Origin of the sequence: Streptomyces sp. NPDC050704, from assembly GCF_040654355.1 — a bacterium.
Taxonomy (GTDB): domain Bacteria; phylum Actinomycetota; class Actinomycetes; order Streptomycetales; family Streptomycetaceae; genus Streptomyces.
The window spans coordinates 16,270-41,235 of sequence record NZ_JBFAHW010000094.1 but is presented as its reverse complement, the minus strand read 5'-3'; the positions used below and the strand labels follow the sequence as shown (position 1 = coordinate 41,235).

18 protein-coding genes and 1 pseudogene are annotated in these 24,966 nt (G+C 69.5%); 14 read left to right on the top strand and 5 right to left on the bottom strand.

Annotated features, from left to right (window positions below; genetic code table 11):
* The first annotated feature begins 573 nt into the window (after positions 1–573).
* The 11 genes from AB0I18_RS38315 to AB0I18_RS38265 all read left to right on the top strand — a co-directional run bounded on the left by AB0I18_RS38315 (position 574) and on the right by AB0I18_RS38265 (position 14,772).
* A complete protein-coding gene (locus tag AB0I18_RS38315) occupies positions 574–906 on the top strand; it encodes a hypothetical protein (protein ID WP_363110332.1) in 333 nt (110 codons plus the stop codon).
* 30 nt (positions 907–936) lie between these two features.
* On the top strand, positions 937–1,248 hold the full coding sequence (locus AB0I18_RS38310) for a pore-forming ESAT-6 family protein (protein ID WP_363110331.1): 312 nt from the start codon (positions 937–939) through the stop codon (positions 1,246–1,248).
* A gap of 83 nt (positions 1,249–1,331) precedes the next feature.
* Positions 1,332–1,724, top strand: a complete 393-nt coding sequence (locus AB0I18_RS38305; protein ID WP_363110330.1) for a DUF6507 family protein — start codon at positions 1,332–1,334, stop codon at positions 1,722–1,724.
* Complete coding sequence (locus tag AB0I18_RS38300; protein WP_363110329.1) at positions 1,721–4,507, top strand: hypothetical protein; 2,787 nt, start codon at positions 1,721–1,723, stop codon at positions 4,505–4,507. The genes AB0I18_RS38305 and AB0I18_RS38300 overlap by 4 nt, the downstream gene beginning before the upstream one ends.
* Before the next feature lies 1 nt (position 4,508).
* Entirely contained in the window at positions 4,509–5,369 is an 861-nt protein-coding gene (locus tag AB0I18_RS38295; RefSeq protein WP_363110328.1) for a pentapeptide repeat-containing protein, read from the top strand.
* Positions 5,370–5,428: 59 nt separating this feature from the next.
* Positions 5,429–5,707, top strand: coding sequence for a hypothetical protein (locus AB0I18_RS38290; RefSeq protein WP_363110327.1), 279 nt, complete (start codon positions 5,429–5,431; stop codon positions 5,705–5,707).
* A gap of 13 nt (positions 5,708–5,720) precedes the next feature.
* Entirely contained in the window at positions 5,721–7,085 is a 1,365-nt protein-coding gene (eccD, locus tag AB0I18_RS38285; protein WP_363110326.1) for a type VII secretion integral membrane protein EccD, read from the top strand.
* Positions 7,086–7,095: 10 nt separating this feature from the next.
* Positions 7,096–8,241, top strand: a complete 1,146-nt coding sequence (locus tag AB0I18_RS38280; protein WP_363110325.1) for a hypothetical protein — start codon at positions 7,096–7,098, stop codon at positions 8,239–8,241.
* Positions 8,238–12,233, top strand: a complete 3,996-nt coding sequence (eccCa, locus tag AB0I18_RS38275) for a type VII secretion protein EccCa (RefSeq protein ID WP_363110324.1) — start codon at positions 8,238–8,240, stop codon at positions 12,231–12,233. Before AB0I18_RS38280 ends, eccCa begins: the two co-directional genes overlap by 4 nt.
* Positions 12,230–13,636, top strand: coding sequence for a DUF6177 family protein (locus tag AB0I18_RS38270; RefSeq protein WP_363110323.1), 1,407 nt, complete (start codon positions 12,230–12,232; stop codon positions 13,634–13,636). Before eccCa ends, AB0I18_RS38270 begins: the two co-directional genes overlap by 4 nt.
* Before the next feature lie 620 nt (positions 13,637–14,256).
* Positions 14,257–14,772, top strand: a complete 516-nt coding sequence (locus AB0I18_RS38265) for a winged helix-turn-helix transcriptional regulator (protein WP_363110322.1) — start codon at positions 14,257–14,259, stop codon at positions 14,770–14,772.
* A 203-nt stretch (positions 14,773–14,975) separates the two neighbouring features.
* Here the strand turns inward: AB0I18_RS38265 and AB0I18_RS38260 are convergent.
* Positions 14,976–15,065 (bottom strand): annotated as a pseudogene (locus AB0I18_RS38260) (XRE family transcriptional regulator); the annotation flags it as partial.
* A 167-nt stretch (positions 15,066–15,232) separates the two neighbouring features.
* On the opposite strand from AB0I18_RS38260, the gene AB0I18_RS38255 reads away from it, so the two are divergent.
* Positions 15,233–16,348, top strand: coding sequence for a hypothetical protein (locus AB0I18_RS38255; protein WP_363110321.1), 1,116 nt, complete (start codon positions 15,233–15,235; stop codon positions 16,346–16,348).
* Between the two features lie 380 nt (positions 16,349–16,728).
* Here the strand turns inward: AB0I18_RS38255 and AB0I18_RS38250 are convergent, their stop codons facing one another.
* Both AB0I18_RS38250 and AB0I18_RS38245 read right to left on the bottom strand, forming a co-directional pair.
* Positions 16,729–19,599, bottom strand: coding sequence for a hypothetical protein (locus tag AB0I18_RS38250; protein WP_363110320.1), 2,871 nt, complete (start codon positions 19,597–19,599; stop codon positions 16,729–16,731).
* A gap of 90 nt (positions 19,600–19,689) precedes the next feature.
* Positions 19,690–20,133 carry a hypothetical protein gene (locus AB0I18_RS38245; RefSeq protein WP_363110319.1) on the bottom strand — a complete coding sequence of 148 codons (444 nt, stop codon included), beginning with the start codon at positions 20,131–20,133 and terminating at the stop codon, positions 19,690–19,692.
* A 260-nt stretch (positions 20,134–20,393) separates the two neighbouring features.
* On the opposite strand from AB0I18_RS38245, the gene AB0I18_RS38240 reads away from it, so the two are divergent.
* Both AB0I18_RS38240 and AB0I18_RS38235 read left to right on the top strand, forming a co-directional pair.
* On the top strand, positions 20,394–20,924 hold the full coding sequence (locus tag AB0I18_RS38240) for a DUF4262 domain-containing protein (RefSeq protein WP_363110318.1): 531 nt from the start codon (positions 20,394–20,396) through the stop codon (positions 20,922–20,924).
* The gene (locus tag AB0I18_RS38235; RefSeq protein ID WP_363110317.1) at positions 20,921–21,073 is read left to right on the top strand and encodes a hypothetical protein; all 153 of its coding nucleotides are present in this window, start codon (positions 20,921–20,923) and stop codon (positions 21,071–21,073) included. Before AB0I18_RS38240 ends, AB0I18_RS38235 begins: the two co-directional genes overlap by 4 nt.
* Before the next feature lie 155 nt (positions 21,074–21,228).
* Here AB0I18_RS38235 and AB0I18_RS38230 read toward each other — a convergent pair whose 3' ends face one another.
* Together AB0I18_RS38230 and AB0I18_RS38225 are read right to left on the bottom strand one after the other, a co-directional pair.
* A complete protein-coding gene (locus AB0I18_RS38230; RefSeq protein WP_363110316.1) occupies positions 21,229–24,339 on the bottom strand; it encodes a DUF87 domain-containing protein in 3,111 nt (1,036 codons plus the stop codon).
* The gene (locus AB0I18_RS38225; RefSeq protein ID WP_165261917.1) at positions 24,336–24,947 is read right to left on the bottom strand and encodes a hypothetical protein; all 612 of its coding nucleotides are present in this window, start codon (positions 24,945–24,947) and stop codon (positions 24,336–24,338) included. The genes AB0I18_RS38230 and AB0I18_RS38225 overlap by 4 nt, the downstream gene beginning before the upstream one ends.
* Positions 24,948–24,966: the final 19 nt, after the last annotated feature.

Sequence of the window (24,966 nt, the reverse complement as noted above, 5' to 3'; positions counted from 1 at the left end):
CATGGTCGCGCTCGCCTTCACGGCGGTCTACCGGGGCGGTTCCTCGGGCAGCCGGGACCATGTCACGCCGCCCACCTCCACCGGACTCGAACAGGACACCACGTCCAACGTGGTGAGGGCCGGGGCAGGCCCGGAAGTACAGGCCGACAAGAACATAGGGCGGCTCCGTACCTGAAGCGCCTGGGGTCACGCAGCACATGTCTCGGACAGCCCGATCTGCGCACTTCAGGAGTCAGATGACGCCCGGGCCCAGGCGCGGGCTGTCGGCAGGTGCCGGCGGAGCATCGCGCTCCCACGAGATCTCTGAACGGCAACTTCCGCACAGGGACAGCCCTTCGGGGGTGGACAGACGCACCTCCACTCCGCCCCGGACGAGGCCTATCAGCAAGGACTGCCTGGCATGTCGACCTGCACGACCATGAGCTGGATCACGCCACTTCGTACCCAACTGCGTTGCTCTCGCGACGACTCGTGGGAGATGATGTTTGACGCACTGTGAGACGTGTGTGACGCACGAGAGCGGCGTGGCGGTCGAACGACTGCGGCGTACAACACACTTACGGGGGTGGGTGCATGAAGTTCGACATGGGGTCTACGACCCTGTCCGACCTCGGCAAGAACACGGTCGGCTCCAGCGACGACCTTGGCACGCTGATCGCTTGGCTGATCCAGGCGGCGGAGCCTCTGGAGGGCAAGTTCAACGGCACGGGCAAGGCCGCGTTCGACTCGTTCAAGCTGCGCGCCGATGAGATCACCGCGGCGCTGAACGGCTCGTTGAGCGCGATCCTGGGCGGCCAGGCGGGCATGGACGAGGCCTTCGGCACCGGTGATCTGGAGCAGGGTGACAACGCCAACCAGAACATGGGTCTGGCCAACTTCGACGCCGCCCGGTTCGGCGCACGCTGACACGCAACGAGCACGAGGGGGATTTTCGCGATGGGGCAGAACCAGGACCGCCGTTCCTACGACGTCGGCGCCTCGACCGAGGTGCAGGGCAGCCTCCAGACCGTGATCGGGAACCTGGAGCGGGTGCTCGGTGACCGGGACCGCGCGGTGAAGGCCGCGATGGCCGACTACCAGGCCGACGGGGTGTCGGACGAGTACCACGGCAAGGAGGCCCGCTGGAACACGGCCGCCAACGAGGTGCGCGACATCATCCGTCTCGTCCGCACCACGCTGGAGCAGAACGACGGGACGGCGCAGTCAACGCTCGCCAAGGCGCGAGCCGCGGTCGACAACATCGGCTGACCGGACCGACCGCAGGTATGTGAAGTGCCGGACCACGGGCGGACGGCTCGGCGTACGGGGACACGGGGCACAGGGGGCTGTTCGTGACGAGTTGGGACATCACTCCGTCCGGGGTCGGGGTCGTGGTCTCCCACGTGGGAGACGTGATGGGAGTGCTGGACGAGATCGTCCAGGCATACTCCGGTGATCTGGAGGGCGCGGCCACCTCGGCCGGCACCCTCGCTCCGGGCGGGGCGAGCGGAGACGGCAAGGGCCAGACCGGGCTGGTGGCCGCGGCACTGGCCGAGTTCGTCGAGGGCACCGCGAGCGAGCTGCAGTTCATCGGCGTACGGATGAGCAAGTCGCTCACCGGCGCGGTGGAGGCCACCACGGCGTACCAGACCGGTGACCTGGAGATGGCGGCCCTGTTGCAGCAGCGGGCGGCCGCGGTGGTGGAGCCGGACATGCCGGCGGGCTGGACGCGAGGCCTGCTGTGATCAAGCCGGAGGACATCCCGCAGTTCACCGGCGATCTGGGGCAGTTGGAGCAGCACACCTCCGCACTGCGTATCGACGCCGACGGCATCCGCCAGGCAGGTGCCGCCGCCCACACCCGGTTCCAGGGGCTGTCGGCGTTCTACCAGGCACCCGAGGCGGACGATCTGTTCGCCTCCACGGAGCCTGTGCGCGACAGGGCCGACGGCTTCGCCGACAAGGTCGCCACAGTCGCCGACGCGCTGACCACGTACGCCGTCGAGGTCACACCGATCGTCGCGCGGCTCAAGCGGCTGCAGGCGGAGGCGGCCACCTTCGTGGCGGGCCTGAAGACCGACAGCGGCGCGTTCGACGAAAAATGGACGGACGACCAGGACAAGGTCGACGAACATCAGGCCTTGATGAACGACGTGGCCGCCGCGCAGGCCGCGTTCACCGCCGCCGAGATCGCCTGCAACAACAAGATCACGACGCTGGTCGGCGGCACCCAGTACGTCATGAACACCGGCGACAAGCAGTTCCTCCCACGCGGTGCGGAGCTGTACGGCTACAGCGCCGAGGTGCTGCAGCAGGCGAAGGAACTGCCCTGGGGCACGCCGGTGAGCAAGTCGCACAACTGGTGGGACCCCAAGGATCTCGGCTACTACGCCAAGAGCTTCGTGTGGGACGGGCTGATCGTCGACAACGTCTGGGGCACCATCGACGGTCTCGCCACCCTGACCGGCGTGCACGGCGGCGACGCCGCCGGAGATGCCTGGGAGGGTCTGACCCGCGCGATCGTCGGCGCGGAAACGTACCTCATGGAGTCCGGCGGACAGAAGCCCACCGGCTTCCTGGCAAGTGACTTCGCCCAGGAAAGCAAGGTGTACGCGAAGGAGTTCGGCAAGTCCTTCGTCGCCTGGGACATGTGGCAGGAGAACCCGGCCCGCGCCGCAGCCACCGTCGTCTTCAACGGCCTGACCCTGGGCGTCGGCCCCCTGAAGATCGCCTCCGCGGGCAAGGCGGGCGCCGGCGCCCGCGCCGCCGCCACGGCGGCCAAGGTCGGCGAGATCATCGACCCGATCAGCGCCGCCGCCAAGGTCACCCACGCCCTCCCCAGGATCGCCGAGGTCACCGCCAACCTCCGCGGCTTGAACAGCATCCCGGACCTGCGCGCCCCGCACAGCGTGCTGGAACTCTCCGACGGTTCCAAGGTCCGTATCGAGAACGGCGAGTTCATCCGAGTCGACGACGCGGGCCGGGCCATCGGCGACACCCCGCGCCAAGAGCCGCCTGCCGACGTACGCGCCGTTCAGCACCCGACACCCGAGCAGAGGGAACTCGCTGGTGTGGGTGCGGGGGCCCGCCCTCCTGAAGCCACCGCTCACGCCGGCGACGGTGCGTCCCCGCAGTCAAGTCACGGAGCCGCAGGCGCTGGTGAGACATCGTCAGGGCACAGTCGCGACATCCCTGACGGGACAGGCGCGGCGCGCTCTGACACCTCCGTGCCGGCGGGTGGTGGCGGCGACGCTGGAGGCCCACCGATCGGCGGCGGAGGTTCTCGTCTGCCCGACGGCCCCATGGAGCCTCGGGGCAACCTCCCGGACGGCTCCTGGGAAGGACCTCAGGGACTGGGACTCAGTCCGGAGGAGAACGCTGCCACCGGCCAGTTCATGGACCGGGCCTCGGCGACCGAGCCGCGCATCACGGAGGCCATTCAAGCCGCCGCCGGCCATGTAGAGCACGGGAAGCTAAACGGTCTCGAGTACCGCATGAAGGGGGAGGACTCCCTCAAGCGCAAGGTGGCCACGGCCCTGCTCGAGGACGCCCGACTGACGCCTGAGCGCGCTCTGGCCAACATCAGGGATTCCCTTCGCTACACGGTCGAGATTCCTGCCAGGGACTACGCGCACGGCGTGCAGCAGGCGGTCGACGAACTGCGTGGCCGGGGGTTCGAGAATGTCACGTTCAAGAACACCTGGGAGGGCTCGGGATACAAGGGAATCAATTCCACGTGGCGGGACCCTGCGACTGGCCAGATCTTCGAGGTGCAGTTCCACACCCCGGAGAGCTTTGTCGCCAAGATGGACACCCACGTCCTCTACGAGAAGGGGCGCCTTCCCGGCATCTCCAGCGATGAATTCGCCGCGATTCAGGCCGCACAGAACGATTTGTTCGACCAGGTTCCGGTTCCGCGTGGAGCTGACGGGATCCGGCTCGACCGTGATCTGCATGGCACAGGATCCACCGATGCTCCCGACGTCGACCTGGGCCGGCAGGGTGACGAGTCTGTGCACGGGAACGGGCCGCCGCCGGAACTCACCCCAGCGCAGCGCACATCTCATGACGCACACCTGAATGATCTTGCGCGGCAGTACAGCGACGACTTCGACCAGCTGAAGCAGGACCCTGATCACAAGGGGAAGGTGAAGCCGTCGGAAATGGACGAAGCCCGCGTTGCACTGGATCTGCGCGAAAACGGGACAGTCCCCACCGACATCCAGCGACCCCCCGGCGCCAATCAGGGCGACCTCTATTCGCCGGGCACCGGAGAGTTCTACGACATCAAGGGAGTGCACTCGGACTGGCCCCCGTTCAACAACGTCCGCGACAAGTCGCTGCCGTTCAAGGGGGCCTACAACCCGGCGAACAACCAGGGTTGGGTGCTCAAGCTGGAGGATCAGATTGTCACCAAGGGGCGCATAGTTATCCTCGACATGCGCAATGCCGACCAAGCGGCGATCGACGACGTCAGGTCGATCGTCGAGCAGCACGGGTGGAGTGATCGAGTTGTCTGGTATCCGTGACGTGAACCGCATCGTCCGGAGGATGCCGCCCGATGCGGAGGCCGCCGCTGCTCTACGGGAGTGGGTCGAGCAGGCCGACTCGCTTCTGGACGTCTCGGCACTCGACCTGTCCCAGGTCGACCTGTCCGGTGCGGACCTCGCCATGGCACTCCTGACGCAAACCGTCCTCCGAGGCGCCAAACTCGTCGGCACCGACCTCTACCGAGCGCATCTGGAAGGCGCCGTGCTCGACGGGGCCGATCTCTCCGGCGCGTCGCTGGTCAAGGTCGAACTCGATGAGGCCTCTCTTCGGGACGCCACCTTGGACGAGGCGGATCTGGGAAGCACCCAGCTCTGGGCGGTCGATGCGCGGTCGGCTCGCTTCCGGGCGGCGAAGTTCCATGGCGCTTCCTTGATCGACGTCAGGCTGGAGGGCGCCGATCTCACCGACGCCTCGGTGCGCGAGACATCCTTGAAGGCAGTGCTCGACGAGCACACGGTCGTACAGGGGCTGTCAGGCACGCTGTTCGGCCCCACGGTCATCGACCGGGCAGGCGCACGGCGCGAGATCAACGGACTGGAACTCGAACGGTGGCTGAACAGCCGCGGAGCGAAGGTACGTGTTCTCAACCCGCGCTCCGAGGACATCACTTACTACGCCAAGTTCAGCGAGGGTTACTCGCGCAGCAATCCTCAGGGAATCGTCCGACGCCGCATGGTGGACGGCGTGGCACATGACGAGGCATTCACCAGAAACCTGCGCTGGGAACCGACCGAGTACCTGCGGCTCTACCAGCTGGGACACAACGAGGTCGATCACGCGGAGATCAGTGAAACAGAAGCTGTCGCATTCATCGAAGAGGTCACAAAAGGGAACGCATAACCGGCCCGGCAGGCTCCGATCATGACAGCCGGGTAGCGAAGGGTGGATGACAGGCAACCGTGGCAGCGCAGGATTACGACAGCCAGTTGCTGGAGTCGGTGTCGGTTAGGCGCCGACGGTTGCGGGATGCCCTGTTGTTCGGCGCCCAGCGGCAGCGGCGAGCGCTGGATGAGCGACTGGGGAAGGTGTTCACGGGAGTGGTGATCGCGGCCGTTCTGTGTGCCGGGTGCGTGGGCTGGTCGTTCATTTCCAACCGGTTGATCGGGCAGAGTCCGTACGGGTCCAGCTCTCCGGTGCAGCCCTCTTCGTCACCTTCCGTGACGTCTTCAGCTCGATGATAGGTTCGAACGCGTGATAGCTGCGGGGTCTGTGAGCCGTACGGTGCTGAGCCGGGTCACTCTGGTCGGTGAGCAGCGGCGGGTCGATCTCGTCCTTCCCTCTCAGGAGCCGATCGGTCTCCTTCTGCCGGAAGTGATGCGGCTGTTGGGCGACCGGGTGGCCGCTCGGCCCGAGTTGCGGCATCTGGTGACCGCGGACGGTTCGGCGCTCGCTCACGACAGTTCGCTGGAGTCGGCCGGGGTGCCGGACGGTGCGGTGTTGCGGCTGGTGCGGGTGGAGGATGCGCCCTCCGCGCCCGTGGTGCATGACGTCACCGACGAGGCTGCCGATGCTCTGGACCTGCAGGTTTGGCGGTGGCGGCCCGCGGCCCGGCGCGTCGTCGCCGGGTTGGCGACGGTCGGTTGGGCGCTGGTGGCCGGGGTGCTGGCCCGGGGCGAGTTCAAACTCTCGGCGGTGGCGTCCGGGCTGCTGGCCGCCGCCGCGGTCTCGGTGCTCGCCGGTGTGCTGTTCGGTCGGGCGCGACGGCGCGGCCTGGCCACTACGTTGATGGTCACGGCCGGGGCGTTGGGTGTGCTCGGGATGTGGACGGCAGCGGATGCCCATGCCTGGTCGGCCGCGGTGCGGCTGGCGGGTGTGGCGGCGGTCGTGGTGCTGGTGCTGCTGCTTCTGGGGTGGTTTTCCCCCTTGGGGCGTGGCGCGTTGATCGGTGCCGCGACGGCCGGTGGATGCGTCGCCCTGTGGGAGATGGCGGCCGGTCTGCAGCAGAGTGCGGCCCTCGCGGTCGAGCAGAGTCGGGTGGGCGCGCTCATCGCGATCGCCTCGGTCGTGGTGCTGGGCGTGCTGCCGCGGCTGGCCTTGATGGCGTCCGGGCTGTCCAGGCTGGACGACCGGCGCACCGGTGGTGCGTCGGTCAGCCGTTATCAGGTCTCCACGGCATTGACGGCCACGCATCGCGGACTGGCCCTGGCCACGGTCGTGCTGGCCGCCTCGGGGGCCGCGGCCGGAGTGCTAGTGCTGCGATCGCCGTCGGAATGGACCGTGCCGCTCGCAGTCGTCACCGCGCTGGTGCTCGCCCTGCGGGCCCGGGCGTATCCCCTGATCGCCGAGGTTGTGGCGCTGCTGGCGGCCTCGGCCGTCGTCATCGTGCGGCTGATCGTGGTGTGGCTGGACGATGCGGGTGCCGCGGGGCCGCTGGCCGTGCTCGGTGTGCTGGCCCTGTTGCCGTTGGCGGTGCTGGCGGTGGAGCCGGCCGAGCATGTGCGGGTCCGGCTGCGGCGCGTGGGGGATGTACTCGAGTCGGTGGGCGTCATCGCCCTGCTTCCGCTGCTCGTCGGGGTGTTCGGCGTGTACGGGCGACTGCTCGGCACCTTCGCGTAGGGCCGCGGATATGGCTCAGGGAGGGGACGGGGACTGGCAGCGCGACGTGCTGCGGGAGTTGGACGAGAACCTCGCACCCGCGGCGGACGGGAGTCCCATGCCTGCGGCGGACTCCATCGCGGCGCTGCGGCTCGTACGCTCCGAACCGCCCGTGGCGCAGCACGGCTCGGCGCAGAAGTCGTCCACCGGCGCCCAGCCCGTGCCCAGGGGCGTACGGGATCCGCGTCTGCCCATGCCGACGCCCGAGTCCGTGCCCACCGTGGACCCGCGGCTCGCGGTGGCCCTGGGCAGCCCGCAGCACGGCGACTCGGCGGCCGCTCGCACCGGGCGGGCGCTGCGCAAACTCACCGCGTCCGCCGGGCAGGAGGTCGCCGATCAGACGCGGCTGGCCCAGGAGTTGCAGCAGCCGGTCACCACCGGACGCGTCATCGCCGTCACCTCCATCCGGGGCGGCGTGGGCAAGACCACCGTCTCCGCGCTGCTCGGCCGGACGTTCAACCACTACCGGCACGACCCGGTGCTCACCCTGGAGGCCGATGCCGCGCTGGGCACACTGCCGGTGCGGATGGGCGCGGAGTCGGTGCGCTGGTCGTGCGGGGATCTCGCCCACATCCTCAGCCCTGACATGCAGTTGACCGACGTCACCGGCTATCTGGTGCCGGTGGTGGACGGCGGCTGGCTGCTGCCCGCGAGCCAGGGGCGGGTCGGGGCGCCGTTGGACATGCGCACGTACCGCACAGTCACGCTGGCGTTGCGCCGCTACTTCGCGGTGACGGTGGTGGACTGCGAGACGCTGCCCGGCGAGGTGGCGCGTACCGCGATGGACACCGCGCACGCCCGGCTGGTGGTCGCCCCGATGACCGCGGAGGGCGTGAACGGCACCCGCACCGTCCTGGACTGGCTGGCACAGCTGCCGCACTCCGCGCTGTCCACCACCGTGGTCGCGCTGACCTCCCACTCCCCCGACACCACCCTCGACGCGAAGACGGCGAGCGCGCATCTGCGCGAGACCGGGGTGCCCGTCATCCTGCTCCCCTACGACCGCCATCTGGCCCAAGGAGGCCCCATCCACACCGCCATGCTCGGCCAGGCCACCCGCGACGCCGCCGTCCGGCTGGCGGCCGAGGCGATGCAGCGGGCGGTACGAGTGCGATGACCCAGCAGCTGATCCACCGGCCCGCCCGCTCCACCCGCCCGCTCGCCGCCGCCGAACCGCGCACCATCGAGGCACCGCCCAACCTGCCCGAAGGCAAGATCGGCAGTGCGGCCACCTCGCTGCTGCCGATGGCCGGCGTGATGGGCTCGGTCGTGATGATGACCGTCATCCGCAACAGCCAGTTCGCCGTCATCGGCGCCGTCGTGCTCGTCTTCGCGCTCCTCGGCGCCGTGGCCCTGTTCCTCTCCCAGCGGGGCAAGGCCCAGCGCACCCGCCGCACCCAGCGCGAGCGCTACCTGGAATACCTGGAGGAACTGCGCGAGGAGTTCGGCGCCGGTGAACGTGAGCGCCGTCGGCGGGCACGGCTGCTCAGTCCGCCGCCGGAGGCCCTGTACGACCTGGTGCGCGATCCGGCCCGGCTGTGGGAACGGCGCCGCCCGGACGCGGACTTCCTGCGCGTGCGCGTGGGAGTCGGCGACGTACCCGTGCAGGAGCTGGTGATCGAGCAGAACACCGGCGGTGTACTGACCCCGCCGGACCCCTTCATGCTCAACGAGGCCCGCGCCCTGCAGCGCCGGTTCACCACCGCGACGGACTCCCCGCTGACCGTGCCGTTGGACCGGGCCGGGAACGTCAGCGTCGTCGGCGACCGCGAGGGCGTGCTGCGCGTCGCCCGGGCACTGCTCGTCCAGGCCGCGGTCACCCACGCGCCGGACGACGTCGCCGTCGCCCTCGCCGTGCCCGGCGAGAGGCTCGACGAATGGGCGTGGGCCAAGTGGCTGCCCCACGTGCTCGATCCGGCCGAGCAGGACGGGCCGGTGGCCGCACGCCGGATCGCGCCGAGCCTGCCCCAGCTGGGCCGGCTACTACGCCAGGACCTGCGACGCCGCGCCTCCTACACCGCGGAAGTCCGCCGGGGCCTGGCCGGCAGGGACGCACTGCGCATGACCGACCGGCTCCTCGTCGTCAGCGACGAGTACGGCGGCACGGCCATCGAACTGCCCCGTCCGGACACGGTTATTGGCCTTTCCGACATGGGGGTCACCGTGCTGCACCTGCTGGAACGGCAGGTGCACGAGCCGGACCAGGTCAGCGTCCGTATCACCGTCGACGGCGACCAGGTCACCGTCGAGGACCTGCGCACGCCCGAAGGCCCCCTGGCCCACGGCAGTTCGGACGCCGTGAGCATCGCCGGCGCGGAGGGGCTGGCCCGGATGCTGGCACCGCTGCGGCTCTCTGCCGAATCGGCCGCCGAGGGCGCCCCGGTGACCGGACCCGTCGACTTCCCCGCGCTGCTGGGCATCGAGGACCCGGCCGCCCTGGATATGGCCCGGCTGTGGGCTCCGCGCGGGGAACGGGGCTTCCTGCGGGTACCCATCGGACTGACGGACCGGCACGAGCCGGTGCTGTTGGACCTGAAGGAGTCCGCCGAGCTCGGCATGGGTCCGCACGGCCTGTGCGTGGGTGCCACCGGCTCCGGCAAGAGCGAGCTGCTGCGCACCCTCGTCCTCGCGCTGGCCGCCACCCACTCCCCCGAGGACCTGGCCCTGGTGCTGGTCGACTACAAGGGCGGCGCCACCTTCGCCCCGTTCGCCGAACTCCCGCACGTGGCCGGGGTGATCACCAACCTGGAGAACCAGGCCGGACTGGTCGAACGCGTCCACACCAGCCTCGCCGGTGAGGTCAAGCGCCGTCAGCAGGTCCTCAAGGACGCCGGAAACGTCGCCGACATCGGCCACTACGCCGCCCTGCGCGCCACCGAACGCCCGGACCTGGAACCGCTCCCCCACCTGTTCGTCGTCATCGACGAGTTCGGTGAACTCCTCACCGCCAAGCCGGACTTCATCGACCTGTTCCTGTCCATCGGCCGCATCGGCCGCTCCATCGGCGTCCATCTGCTGCTGTCCAGCCAGCGCATCGAAAGCGGCAAGCTCAAGGGCCTGGACACCTACCTCTCCTACCGGCTCGGCCTGCGCACCTTCTCCGCCGACGAGTCACGCACCGTGCTGGACACCACCGACGCCTTCCACCTGCCACCGCTGCCGGGCTTCGGCTACCTGAAGGTCGACACCTCCACGTACGAGCGCTTCAAGGCCGGTTACGTCTCCGGTGCCTACCGCGGCCCGGCCCTGCGGGACGCCCAGGACGACCAGCCGCTCGCCTGGCCGTACCCGACCTTCAACACGCTCGACGCGGCTCCGGCGGAGACCGCGGAGGAACCCGCCGTCGCCAAGCGTGAGACGGGGCCGACCGTGATGTCGGTGATGGTCGACCAACTCGCCACCGCCGCACCGCCGGTACGCCGGATCTGGCTGCCGCCGCTGCCGGACGCCGTCACCCTCGACACCGCGGCCGGACCTCTCCACGCCGACACCGAAGGCCTGCGACTCGCCCACCGCGACGGCCCGATGCGCATCCCCCTGGGCACCCTGGACGACCCGGCCCAGCAACGGCAGCAGCCCTGGCTCCTGGACCTGACCGTCGCGGGCGGCCATACGGCCGTGATCGGCGGCCCGCAGTCCGGCAAGACCACCCTGCTGCGCACCCTCGCCCTCTCCCTGGCCCTCACCCACACCCCCGAAGACGTCGCCGTCTACGGCCTGGACCTGGTCGGCGGCGGCCTGAGCGCCCTGACCGGGCTGCCGCACGTCGGCGGCATCGCGGGCCGCGCCGACCACGAACGCGCCGCCCGCACCGTCGCCGAGGTCCGCACCATGCTCGGCCGACGCGAGGAGCTCTTCCGCGAGTACGGCATCGACTCCGTCGACCAACTGCGCCACCTGCGCGGCAAGGGCCGACTGCCGCAGCTCGGCTCCACCGACGTGGTACTGCTCATCGACGGGTTCGGCGCGCTGCGCGACGAGTTCGCCGACCTCGACGACGCGGTGACCGATCTGCTCAAGCGCGGCGGCGGCTACGGCATCCACGTCGTCGCCGGGATGCTGCGCTGGAACGACGTCCGCATCGCCACCCAGTCCATGTTCGGCACCCGCGTCGAACTGCGGCTCAACGACCCGGCCGACTCCGGCATCGACCGCAAGTTGTCCGAAACCCTCTCCCCGGACACCCCGGGCCGGATCCTGACCGACGGCAAACTCTTCGCGCAGGTCGCCCTGCCCCGTATCGACAACCGCCCCGAGACCGGCGACCTCACACCCGCCCTCGAACGGACCGCCCGCACCATCCGCGCCGGCTGGCACGGCGACGTCGCCGCCCCGGTCCGGGTCCTGCCCACCCGACTCCCCGCGGCGAAACTCCCCTCCCCGGCCGCCGAGCCCGGCCGGATCCCGATCGGCGTGGACCAGGACGCGCTCGCTCCCGCCCTGCTGGACCTGTTCGGGAGCGACCAGCACCTGCTGATCCTGGGCGACAACGAATGCGGCAAGACCAATCTGCTGGGGCTCATCGCCGGTCAGCTCATCGAGCGCTACTCGGACCAGGAGTTGGTCTTCGGCGTCTTCGACCCGCGCCGCGGCCTGCGCGGCGTCGTCCCCGAGGCGTACCGCGGCGGCTACGCCCACAACGCGAAACTGGCCGCCGCACTGGCCACCGGAATCACCACCGAGCTGGAGAAACGCCTGCCGGAGACGGCCGACCCCGACACCCTGAGTACGGAGCCGGTCTTCACCGGACCACGGATCGTGATCCTGGTCGACGACTACGACATCCTCACCACCGCCGGCCAGCAACCCCTGGCCCCCTTCCTGCCGTACGTCTCCTCCGCCCAGGACATCGGCCTGCACTTCGTCATCACCCGCCGCGTCGCCGGATCCTCCCGCGCCCTGTACGAACCGCTGCTGACGACGCTGCGGGAGACCGGCACCGCCGCCCTGGTCATGACGGGCGACCGCACCGAGGGCCAGCTCTTCCCCGGCCTGTACGCCTCCGCCCAGCCACCCGGCCGAGGCACTCTCGTCCGCCGCGGCCGCCACCACCAACTCGTCCAGACCGCCCTCACAGACGAAGCAGACAAAGAGGCCGCGCAGCAGTGACCAAGGACGTCATCGCCCTCACCCCGAAGATGCCGGACCTGCGCACCCTCCTCGCGGGCCTCTACGCGGGCGGGCCCGACCTCGGCGTGAACACCCTGGCCGACGGCGCGGTCATCCAGCTCTGCGCCCCCGACGGCCGCCCACTCGTCTCCGTCGAGGCCCCCATCCTCGTCCAGGTCCCCGGCGAGACCGCCCGCCTCCTCGGCACCGACACCGGCCTCCCGGACAGCCCGGTCTGGTGGACCGAGGCCCGCGCCTCCACCGCCGTCGCCGAGGCCGGCCGACTGGCGGGCTCCTTCGCCGGACGCCTCGCCACCGTCCTGGACGGCACGGTCTGGCCCCGGGAAGCCGCCTCCACCGACGTCGTCCCCCTCACCACCGACGTCACCGCGGTCCCCGTCCCCACCGCATCCGCCCCGGCGGTCGACGTCCTCACCACCACGACCGCCGTGGTCATCCAGGACCGCCCCCTCGTCGCCATGACCAGCTGGCTCACCGACGCCCTGCGCACCGCTACCACCAGCGACCGCGCCCTGCAGATCGTCACCCCACCCACCACCCGCCTGACCCTGCCCACCCGCACCGCCCTGCACGGCCACCCCAACCGCTGGGTCGTCCAAGACCCGGACCACGGCTACTACGACGGCCTGTCCGGCGCCCGACTCCACTGGCAGGGCGGCACCTTCACCCCTCTCCGCGACGAGAACGGCGCAACCTCCCTCGCCCAAGCCTTCGCTCCGTCGGCCGACACAGGCGAACGCCAGCTCATCGTCTCCCTGCGCACCCGGCACCCCGCCGGCGAAGACCTGGTCCTCGGCCGCACCCTGGAAACCGCCTGGCAGCTCCTCACCGACACCCCACCCGCCGGCTGGAGCACCGCCGAACCGATCAACCTTCCCTGGAACACCCGCCAGTTGACCGACCTCGCCCGCAGCCGCGCACCCCAGCCCACCTGGCTGACCGCCGTCGGCCACCCCGACCGCCCCGCCCTCGCCACCTTCCGCATCACCCGTACCCCCGCCGGAATCGAGGAGGACATCACCCTCACCCTCGGCTACGGCACAGGTGAGACCCCACCCCTCGACATCATCGAGCCCCTCGCCAAGACCCTGGCCACCAGGCACGGCCTCACCACCATGCTCACCTCACTCCGGGCCGCCCGCCGCGACCTGACCATCCCCCCGCACTTCGAAACCCCGCCCATCCCCATCTCGTTCACGCTCGGCTCCGAAGCGGTCGGAGAACTCGGCCTCGCCCACGCCCTCCGCCCACCCACCAACCTCACACCCCTCCAACTCGGCCCCGCGGCCGAACCCGCCGTCCACTACCCGCTCGGCAACGGCACCGACCCACACACTTGGGACAACCTCCAGCACCTCACCCGGCATTTGAAGCAAGGGTGACGAATCCGGACCTGTACGACCGGACACGCGGCAAACACGCGACGGGCTCCGCCATGGCCGACACGATCGGCAGTGACGTTGTTGCCGTCGACCAAGACCAACTCAGCTTCGGGTCCGGCCTAGTCGACTTCGTCTCCCGATCACCCAGGCAGGAGTCGAAAGAGGACCACGGGCTCCGGTTCACGCCCGGCCTGTCGCGTAAGACGACGATCTGCCAGCCGCGGTAACGGCCGATGTCTCCATCGCCCGTAAGTACACCCCAGCCGACTCCTGCCCCACTCTCGCGCCGGAGGCGGCGACGCCGAAGAACTCGCTGGGGTGTCGCGTTCGGCGACGCGCAGGCTGATGGCGGCGACGAGCATCGTCGCGATCAGGTAGAACACCCCGCGCGGCAGCACCCGCTAAGCACCTCCGAAGGAGCAGCCAAAGCTAACGGATCTCATTCGCCACCCGGGCACGTCATCCGAGGACTGCCGAAGCGGGCGCTTCTCCTATCGGAGGTCCTTCCCTCAACTTCGCGCCAAGTCTGCCCAGCACTATCGACGCCGGTTGAATGCTTTGCAATCGCTACCATCTAGCCATAGCCTGACTGTCCGTATTGACTTCACTGTCGGGGGGCGATGCCCGTGCCCGAAAGCAACGATCATTCAAGACACCGCACCACCGGATCCCGGAGAGGGTCGCGCGACCTTCCTCTCCCCTTACGGCGACGGCGCGTTCGAGCTCGCCGGCTGACGCCACGCGACGAGCGATACCTCCAGCGGATCCACGACTTCCGGCAGTTGCTGAACGGTGAGTGGGACTGGGACGTCCTCGTCGCGCTCCACAGCGGTCCTTTGCGCTACGGCGAGCTGCTCAGCGCGGTCCGAGCGCAGACCCCGGTGAACAACTGGCCGAACAGGTCGCACCGACACCTCCAGGACAGCACACTGTGCCGAACCCTGAGCCGCCTCACGGAAGCGGAACTCATCGAGTGCGACCACGCTGACCACTTCCCCTTCCCCGCGACCTATCAACTGGCGCCCACCGCACGTGAACTGCTGGCGGTTGTGGCACCGGCTGCGGAGTGGACGGAGGCGCATCCGGATTTACTTATTCGCGTTCAGAAACGTCGTCGAGGAGAGCTGGGCGGATAGGGCAGGAAGTGACCGACCTGTTCGCCCCGTGTCTCAGTGCGTGTTTTGATCCTTAACCACGTTGTAGCGGTCACCGCGCGGCTCGATCGTTCTGGAGCCGTGATGCGATGTTCGCAGCACGGCTGAGCAGGCCCCGGGAGACTCCCTGAGGACTGCTGGCAGCATGCCGTGAGGGGACTCGACACCGACTACGAGGGTCAGCCGTACCGCATCTGCCCGCCCGCGTTCTTCGGGATCGGGCGCGTGAACGCCCGCTGCACCGCCTGTACCAGGCCCTGGCCGAACACGCTCATCGCCCTCTACTCCCCGTTGTCCTGATCGGTGACGGTGCCGTCCTTGATGCAGCGGGCGAGGTTGAGCTCCGACACCTGGAACAGCTCGCGGACGCCCTCGCCCCACAGCTCTCTGGGTGACTGGGTTGCATACTGCCCTCAAGCGGATGCTGGGCCAAGGGGGAGCTGTGCGGACGGTCTACGACGGTGCGATGAGCGTCAGTTATCGACAGTTCTACGTGGAAAGCCCCCTCGGCTTCGCTGACGAGGAGCACGTCGATCCGCGCGTCGGCCAGAGCAACGGGCTGTGCGGTGCCGCGAACCCAGGCCGCCTGTTCCTGACGACGGGCCTGCACACCGGACATGTGGGCCTGACCGTGGAGGTCCACGAGGTCGAACCGCCGCTCGATGAGCAGTGGGAGGAGATCGTCGAGGTCTCCTTCCGTCCCCGCTCCACGGAGACCGCCGTCGTGCCATGGAGCGATAGCCCGATCTGCTCGCTCGATCTGCCCGTCGCCGACTACCGGGTTCGCTACTGCGGACGAGGCATGGACGTGACGCTGGACGACGAGCTCTCCGTGCTGGAGGGCGGCCCGCCGGTCGATCACTACCTGCTGCAGTTCTGGCCGGCACAGCCCACTGCTGACCGCGTGATCAGGCAGACCACGCAGAGCGCCGCGTACTGGCATGACCACGCGCGCACCCTGCCACGCCCGCCCGTGGAACGCATCGAGGCCGAGCGCCGTCGCCGTGAGGCGGAAGAAAAGATCGTCCGCGAGGCGGAGTGGCAAGCCGAAGCAGGCGATTGGGGTGGGCGGGCGCCGAGCCCGACGCTGCGCGAGGTCGGTGGCAGCAAACTGGGCCTCATCCCCCTGGACCGCGACCTGATGGACGCCGTGGATACCGTCGACCCGCCCACTCAGCGAGCCATCGCCCAGTGGGCCGTTCGCCAGGCCCTCGTCAAAGCCGAACTCCATATGTTCAATGAGTTCGCCCGCGCCATGCGGAGGCTCCGTGCCGGGGAGGAGCAGCGCGCCCCCTTCGACGACCAGAAGAGGGCCTGGGAGTGGTTCTTCGCCCAGAAAAACCTTCCGCACACCTTCGTGCAATCTCTGCACGGTCCTCAAGACGACCTGTGGCAGCAGGCCATGGCGATGCCCGCACTGTTCGCCGCGGCGCAGGAGGATCCGCTGCGCGCCGCACTCGACGCCTTGTATGCGGCCGCCGCCACGTACGGCAGTGCCTACCCCACCCTCCTGGCACAGGTGCGCGACGCGTTCCCGGACTTGAACTGGCCATCCTGAGCTGCTCAGCGAGTCTCGGTGTTGCCCTGCGGCTGCACAGCCTTGTTGAGCGTGGGAGTGTCGCTCATGACCACCGCCCTCGCCCGGTTCCGGCCCAGCCACCACGACGTGACCGGTCAAAGGGGCGCCGACCCCGGTCACCGTCCACCGTGACGCGGGCGCGACACGCCGGGGCAGAGCGTGAACCAGGGACGCCCGAAGCACTCGGCCGCCACCCACAACTACCCTTCAAAACAAGGGGTGTTCGAGTTACTCGCGAAGCGTTCGGCTAGGGCGTTTCCGTAACGCTGTTCCGTGACGTCCGCCGTTGACGATAAGCCCGCACCCGGCAACGGTCCGAGCAGTACACCGCAGCCCTCGACCGTTCCACCCCCACCCACTCAGCCCGGCCCGCGGTCGTCCGAGTCGGCTCCCCCTTGCCCGGACTGCAGCTCCGCGCACAGGACCACCGTCCTGCGGCTCGGCGACGCGCCCAATTCCGCCAGGGTCTGTCTGAGCAGTTCGAGCGTGCGGGAGACGGCGTCGTACTGGCCCAGGCGTGCTTGCATACGGGCGATGTCCCGGTAGATGGCCTCGTTGTGGCGGTCCAACTCGCGGGCCCGTTCCAATAGGCCGAGCGTCTGACGGGGGCTGGTGGCGGCCAATGTGCGGACCAGGGCGCTGAGGGAGTCCAGGTATTCGCGGCGCAGGGTCTCGCGGGGTGCTTCCGCCCACTCCGCCGTGACGTCGTGGGCGAAGTCCCCGCCGTAGAGGGCGACGGTCCGCTGCAGTGCGCCCTGGCGAGCGTCCTCGTCTCCGGCGGCTGCTCTCGCCGCGTTCACCGCCTCTCGGAAGCCCCACAGATCGACGTACACCCGCCGGGTATCGAGTGCGTAGCGCGCGTCTTGGTGGTGGGTGATGTCGCTGATCGCGTCATGGGTGGCCCTGCGCAGCGTTCTGCGCAGTTGGCTCAGGGTGGCGTGGAAGCTGTTGTACGGGCGTTCGCGTGAGGCGTCCGGCCAGATCGTCGCGGTCAGGGCTTCGCGCCGGGCTCCATCGCGGTGCAGCGCGAGGTAGGCCAGGACCTCACGCTGTCTGGGCGTCAACGCGTCGGTGAGGTCGGTCGGTTCGGATGGCTCGGGTGCATCGGCTGGGTAGTACGTCAGGCGGGTTCGTCCGAGTACCGCGATCCGCACGGCGTGTTCGCGGTACTCGTCCCGGCGGGGACGCGTCGGCTGCTCGATGCCGTGCGTCCGCTGCTCCTGGCGTCGGGCTGACGTCGCGGTGGCCGAGTCCCCTACAGAGGGGGCGACCGCGGTCGGATCCTTGCGAGCGGTGTCGTCAAGGTCCTGGCCCGACGGCGGGCCTTCACGGCGACTCGGTGGCGTGAGAGGCCTCCGCAGTCGCGGGCGCGGTCCCACTGTGCTTCGTCGTTCCACGTCGGACGGGTCGGCCGCTTGCGGCACATGCTCGCTCGGGGCCGCCTCGGCGAGCAGGTCGAGGAGTGCCCGGGCGTCGTCGGCGGGCAGGGTGAACAGGCGGGCGCCGGTGAACGCCGCGGCATGGGAGGGGCTGGTAGCCGCGACGGCCCCGTCCTGCCGTACACGCAGGGTGCCTCCCGGGCGCCATTGGCCGATCAGGATCCCGGCCATGCCGAGTGCCGAGCCGTTGTCGAGGATCGCCTGCAGGCGTCGTTCCTCGGACGGCACGGGGGTGGCGATGAGCACCATCTCGCTCCCGTGCTCTCCGTCAGTGCCTGCGCCGGCCTCGGAGGAGCGGGTACGGGTAAGGAGTTCGGTCTCCATCAGCTGCAGGGCCTGCGTCAAGTCGGCCGTGACGCGAAGCCCGTGGAGGCCTTCCCCATCGATGTCGTCCGCTCCCAGAAGGCGTCGGACATCGGAAGCGGGGATGAGCAGCTCGACCTCGGACCGCCTCACCGCCCCGTGCCGCTCGGAAAGGAGGTCGACCATCAAGGCGCGGACCGCGTCCAGTACGCCGGGGCCGAGGAGACCGAGTCCCCTGCTACGGGCCAAGTCCCGGGCCAGAGCCCGCCCTTCCTTCACCCCGATGACGCGTTCCGCCGGTGCTCCCGCAGTCATCGGGGCATGGGCGTGGTCGCGCGCTCTCTGACCGCCTGCCGCGCCCGAGCCCGTGTCGGGGTCCTGTACTGGGACGGCCTGATCCCCGGCTGTCGCCACCGAGCTCTGATCGTGCGCGACACGCAGGGCGCGTACCACGGGCGCGATGTGGATGTCGCTCCGTTCGCCGCTGCCCGGCCGGTAGCGGATCCTTCGGCGGCGGCGTACGACGAGCAGTGCGGCGGCCGTCGCGGCGGCCAGGCCGAGCCCGACGAATACGCCGCCGGGCAGCTCGATGCCGGGTCCGGGACCGCGGTCTCCTCCGCCGTGGGGTTCGTCGCCGGGTCCACTGGGGTGGGCGGGCGCTGTCGGCTGCGGGATATCGGGGCTCGCCGTCGGAGAGCCGGACTCCATGGACGGTCCTGAGGAGGGGGACCAGGGCGGCTCGGCCGAACTTCCGGGAGGCGGAGGCGGGTTCGGCGGCTGGGGTTCGTCACCGGATCCGTGATCGTCGTCTGGAGGAGGCTGTGCTTCAGGAAGGTGCAGGACCCATCCCGGTTGGATGAGGCTGGGGTTGATCAGGCTGAGCCCGTCGGCCTGGGGTCGGCCACGGTTGAGGGTGTAGATCTCCGGCCAGCGGCCACCGTCCCCCAGGCGGCGTTCGGCGATGCGCCACAGGCTGTCGTGGATGCCGTCGCGGGGCGCGCGTACGACCGCGGTCGGGCCGGTTTCGGGAGGTTCACCGGCGTTGGTGGTGCGGTCGTCGACGACCGCGGTGCGAAGCGGAGCAGCAGCGGTCGCCTCCGGATGCCGTTGCGCGGCGAAGGACCACTGCGGATCCCGGCTCGGCAGCAGCGCCAGGACCACCGCGCTGACCAGCGCCGCCGCCAGCGCGTGAAGCGGCCCGGCCGTCGTCGGCCGGTGGACCGGCCACGGCACACCTTGAACGGCGTCGATCGCCGTGCGCAGGACATCGCTCACGAAGATCGTCCAGGTCATCCACAGCAAACAGGCCAGGATGTTGAGTAGAAGCGACGTGCTCATCGGGGCGGTCAGGACCGTACTGATCTCCTCCGTAGTGGGCACGTGGTCCGGCAGCGGCCAGCCGACGTAGCGCCACAGTCCCCAGGGGATCCCGGCCGTCAGGACGGCCAAGAGTCCGACGGCCAGAGCGCCGCGGAGCAACACACCCACCGAGCGGAGGACTTTGGCACTCCGACGCTTCCGGCGGTGATGCCTGTGTGCGTCACGGGGCACGCGGCGTAGGGGCATGAGGGAACCCGCTTACGGTTCGGCTGTATCGACGCCGCGTACGGGATGGGCACTGCCCGTCGCGGTGACGCTGAGCGTCTCGACGCCGAGCAGCCCGAGAAGTTGTGTGCGTTGGTGCGCGGTGACCGTCACAGTGACGGTGTCCGCGGTGACGGCGACGGTGCCGGTGTCTCCGGTGGAGGCGAGGTACGCCTGTGCTCGGCGACGCGCCTCGCCGGGGACGAGGCGCAGAGTCCCGTCCTGCCGGTAGGCGGTGAGGTCGATCGCCTGGGCACCGGAGCGGGCGGCTTCCTGCGCCTCTCCGATGGCGCGGACCTTGGCGGCCAGGGCGAGCCCTCCATCGAGCACCAGAGCCGCGAACATCACCACAGCGGCGGCGAGGAGGACGACGAAGACCGTGATCTGGCCACTGTCGTCGCGCGCCTCCCAATGTCCGGAGCAGGAGCGCGCCGTCATGGTCCTCCACCCCCGCGAGCGGTGACGACCGTCATCGGAAAAATTGTCGGTTCGGCAGCCGCCGCCGTTGCAGGCCGCGCTCTTTCTCGGAGTGACCAAGTCTCCTCCCGCCGAGCCCGCAGCCAACGCGTCCCCGTAACCTCACGGCCATGCCTACCGGCCCCACCGCCTGCCACTGCGTCGTCTGCCAGGACATCAACGAACTGGACCCTCGCACCCAGTCGACCGTCGCCACCATCCATCAACACGGCTGGTAGGTCATGATGATCCCCGCCGATGACCTGGGGCCGGGTTGGGCGTACACCATCGGCCTGTGGCACCAGCACCGGATACCCGAGCTGGCGATGTTCGGCCTGGACATTTCGCGGATGCAGACGCTTCTCAACGACCTCGCCCGGCGGGCTGCCGAGGGGCAAGCTCTGGAGGCCGACCAGGAGAGGCACGACATCGCGAACGTCCCCGTCGTTCTCAAATCCGTCGACTATCGCTGGTACAAGGCGTTCTTCGGCACTGCGATCGGCTTCTACCGCAAGCCGCCGTTCCCGTTCCTCCAGGTCGTCTGGCCCAACCGCGACGAAGCCTTCCCCTGGCAACCCGCCAGCCATTCGCCGGCCGCGCGCAGCGACGGCGGCAGGCCGCTGCAGATCCGGACCAGCGCCCGGGCCGCGCCGTCCGCGTCCGTGACGCGCCAACTGCGTACGAACTCGACCCCCGCTCGCTCGTCGAGCGATTCGAGGGGGTGGCCACCACGCCGTCCATGGCCGGCTCCGGCAGGCCGCTGCGGCTGGTGACCACGAGCAGACCGGTGGCCGGGGCGGACTTCGGCTGCCTGGCGGGCGTTGTCGACGACGAGGGTGTCGCCTCCGGCGGTGACAGTACGGAAGAGCGCGGTTCGCTCGCGCAGGTCCGTCTGCCCTCTTCCAGGTCGGCGCAGAGGTGACCGCCGGGATAGGACGGCTCAAGCGCCCTGGCGACCCTGTCCGTGCTGAAAACCCTGTCCGTGCAGGTCAGGGTTTTCAGCACGGACACACCAGCGCAGGGCGACAGGCCAGGATCTCGGCACGGGCCAGGACGCGCTCACCACCTCACGACCGCTCAGGTACCCCGGCGGGCTCGCTCGATGATCTCGTCCTCCGTGAGCGGCACATCGTGGTGACTGAGGCAGATCGGCACCTCGATCTTGCTGAATCCGGTCCCCTCGGTCGCGGCGTTGAACGTGCCGCGCTGGAGACCGGCGAGGTTGTCGAGGACCGCGTTCCGCGCCTCCGCCATGGTCTCGACGGCGTTGATCTGAGCGGGAACGGTAAGGCGGCCGATGAACTGGTTCACCGTGTTGCCCAGCGCCTGGTTGTGGATCCCCCTGGGCGTCTGCGAGGCGAGGACCATCCCGAGTCCGTATTTGCGTATCTGGCGGATGAGTTCGACCGTGCTCTCCGTACTCGGATTCGCCGCACCGGACGGTACGAAGTTCTGCGCCTCGTCCATCACCAGCAGCCCGCCCAGGGCACGGTCGCCGACCGGGTGCGCCCGGAACCATGAGAACAAGGTCGCCTGGAGGCGGCTGACGAACTGGGCCGGTCCGTCGCCGGACAGGCCGACGAAGCTGATCACCGAGATACGGGCGGTCTTTCCCGGCGACGGGATCAGGAGCATCCCGGGATCGGCGGGTGCGCCGGACTCCCCGAACAGCGGGTCGGTCTCCATCGCGGCTTCCAGCGTGTCCGCCATCTGAACCGCGAAGCGCCTGGTCCTGCTGTTGACGATGTCGGGCGGGGGCTCGGCGAGCAGCTCGACGAAATCGGCCAGGGTCTTGCCGCCGTCGCGCGCGTACTGTTCGAGGGCACGTTTGAGGACCCCCAGCTGCTGGGTCGCGCGAGCACTGCTGCCGCGTATGCCGGCATGCGGCGCGAGCGATGTCACGGTCGACCTGACCAGACGTGGGAAGTCGTCCTCGTCGTCAAGGACCGGACCGAAGTCGGGGAGCGGGTAGAAGGAGATCGGGCGTCCCCGGTTCAGGCCCGGCGTCCACACCGTCACTTCGACGTCCGCGAAATAGCGTTGAGCCTCGCGCTCATGTGCGTCCGCCCAGCGATCCGGCGTGCGCGGCCAGGGGTCGCCCAGCCGTGCGAGGTCGTCGTTCGGATCCAGCACGATCGCCGAGACACCGCGTAGAGCACATTGCTCCACGAGTCGCTTGATCAGGACCGTCTTGCCCGATCCCGCGGCCCCCACCACAGCGGTGTGCATCCGGAGCCGTTCCATGGGAACCGCGAACGGACGGCGGCCCCGGACCGTGGTGCCGATGACGATCTCGGTACGAGCCGGCTCGGCGTCCTCCGGCATGTCCGCCGCGTCCGCCCCGGAGCCGGTGTCCGTGGCCGTGATGCCGAGTTGCTGCCGCAGATCGGCCAGCACCGGCGTGAAGACCTCTGTGCGGGAGGCGGGGCGTTCCTGCCGCAGCCATTCGGCCAGGCCTGACGCACGGTCGTCGAGCATGGCCCGGAGAGCGGCCAGGGTCCGGAGATCGGCGGCGCCGATCGGTAACGACATCCCGCCCCGCGCCTCGAAGTCGTCCTTGATCTCCTTGGTCTTGGCGCCGCTCGGATACGGGGTGTTCCGCAGCAGGATCAGACGGCGGCTCGTCAGCTGGGCCGCCAGGCCGGCCTCCACAGCCGCGTTGCGGATCCGGGTCTGGGCGGCGCGAGGGTTGTCCGTGGCGATCGCCCGCAAGGACCAGTGGACTTCGTTTTCGCTGGCCTCGTCGACGACATGACGCAGCCGGGCGTGCAGCGCCGCCTTGCGGCCGAAGTCCGTCTCGATGAGGAACCGTGTCTCGTCCACACCGAGTTCCTTGACCAGGCTCCGCAGTCCCGCGCCCAGCAGAGCGGGCATCAGGTCATCCTCGGAGGCGGCGTTGAGCGGCCCGAGATCGTCGGCCTCGGCACGGAGCTTTTCGAAGGACTCGGTCAAGGCGTTCAGGTTGCCGGCCTTCGCGGGCGTGGGCTGTGCGGCTCCCCTGGGCTCTTCGCTTGTCAAGGAGGTCAGTTCGGAGACCGTGCCGGTCTGCTCACACTCGTCGAGGTGCTTCTCGACGCGCTTGAGCAGCCGCCGTGCGGTGAAACGGTGGGGGGCTTCGGCCAGCGCGGCCGGGCTGATCGGCCAGGTCGGGTAGGGCGGGGTGAACCCCTCGGCCTCGTAGCCTTGGCGAAATCGGTTACTGATGATGGCGGCGGCGGTGGCCTCGTCGGGAATCGCTCCGAGCGTCGGCAGGACCTCGAACCGGTCCAGGGCGGACCGGACCGCCGACCGGGAAATCAGCCCCCAGGTGTCCTGGAGACACGCCACGACCATCAGGGTCCGGCGCGTTTCCTCCCGCATCTCCATCAAGCCGGCGGCGATGTCGCTGCTCAGCCGCTGCGCGGCCCGACTCCCGCCGGACCCGGACGACGTCAGCGCAGACGTCTCCGACGCGGACACCAGGTTGTCCAGCTGGTCGAAGGCGAAGACCAGCGGTCCGACGAGGGCGAACAGGCGCGTGAGATCGCGGAGCAGGAGTTGAGCCCGTCGCCCGCGGGGTGACATCCCCCAGGCGGCACGCCGGCCCGGATCGTCGTCGTCAAGTGCGAGGTAGGCCTGGCCGATCCCCGCGGAATCGCCTGTGGAGGCGATGAGCGCCAGCGCGCGGGCCGTATCGGCGGCCTCGTTGCCCACCTGCCGGTCGATTCTCCGGATGCCCTGAACGAACGCGTCGACATGGGCACGCGTCAACTCCCGCTCACCGATGATGGCGTTGTGGGTCTCCGTGTCGAGGCCGGCCTGGCGCGAAAGCCCGCCGAGGAGGCGAACCAGCTGCAACTGGTCGCCCTCGTCCTTCCGGTACAGACTGTCGACGAGACTGTTGGTGGCGCCCTCCCAGAAGTCCCAGCCGGTCACGAGCTTGATGTAGAAGAAGAAGCCGCCGCGCTCCTGGATCTCGTGGCGGGTCCAGCCGAGCAGATGCGTCTTGCCTGATCCGCGCTCGCCGCATACCACCGCCGCGACCGGCGAGTGGGCGCGCTCGACAGCGCTCATCGCCCTTTCCAGCCGCCGGTACACCTCCCGATGAAGGCCGTCGACGTGGTAGGGGGTCACCGGCGTCCAGACCTCGTCCGACGTCGGCGCGGTGCTGATGTGGATGGCCTTCAGGGCCGCGATCTCCCGGTTCACGCCGGCCCGATCCGCAGCAGGTGCCGGGGTTCGCCGCCGATGTCGACGGCGGCGTCGCGGTCCTGGTCGCTGAGTGCGCGCTGGTTGAGTTCGGCCATCAGCTGTACGTCGGGCTGCTCGATCATCCGGTCGAGTTCGGCGTCGACGACCCCCCGTGGCATGTCTTCGAGCCATGGGCGCAGCGCCGACAGCTTGACCCAGCTGCCTGGTTCGCGGCGAACGGTGAGTTCCGTGTACACCGCGCGGATCCAGCTCTCGACGTCGGGCTTGAAGAACTCGCCGAATTTGGTGCCCGAACTCGCCAGATACTGTCCGACGCTGTCCAGCACCGCGTAGAGCACACCGGCCGGAAACTTCGCTCCGTCCGGACGTCCGGCCACCAGGGCGGACTCACACCAGGTCCTGCCCGCGGGCGTGAGCTGGTGCGTGTTGACCGCACCGCGTTTCCTGGTCGCGATCCGCTCGACATCCTGATTCGCTCGTCGGCGTATCTCCGCGCTGACCTCAAGTCCGGCGAGATCGCGCAGTTCACGGTTGGTCACCGGTCGTGCGACCACCATCAGGGCAAACAGCGATGCATGATCGCGTACGGTCAACTCCGTCGGCACAGTACCCCTCCTCGATGAG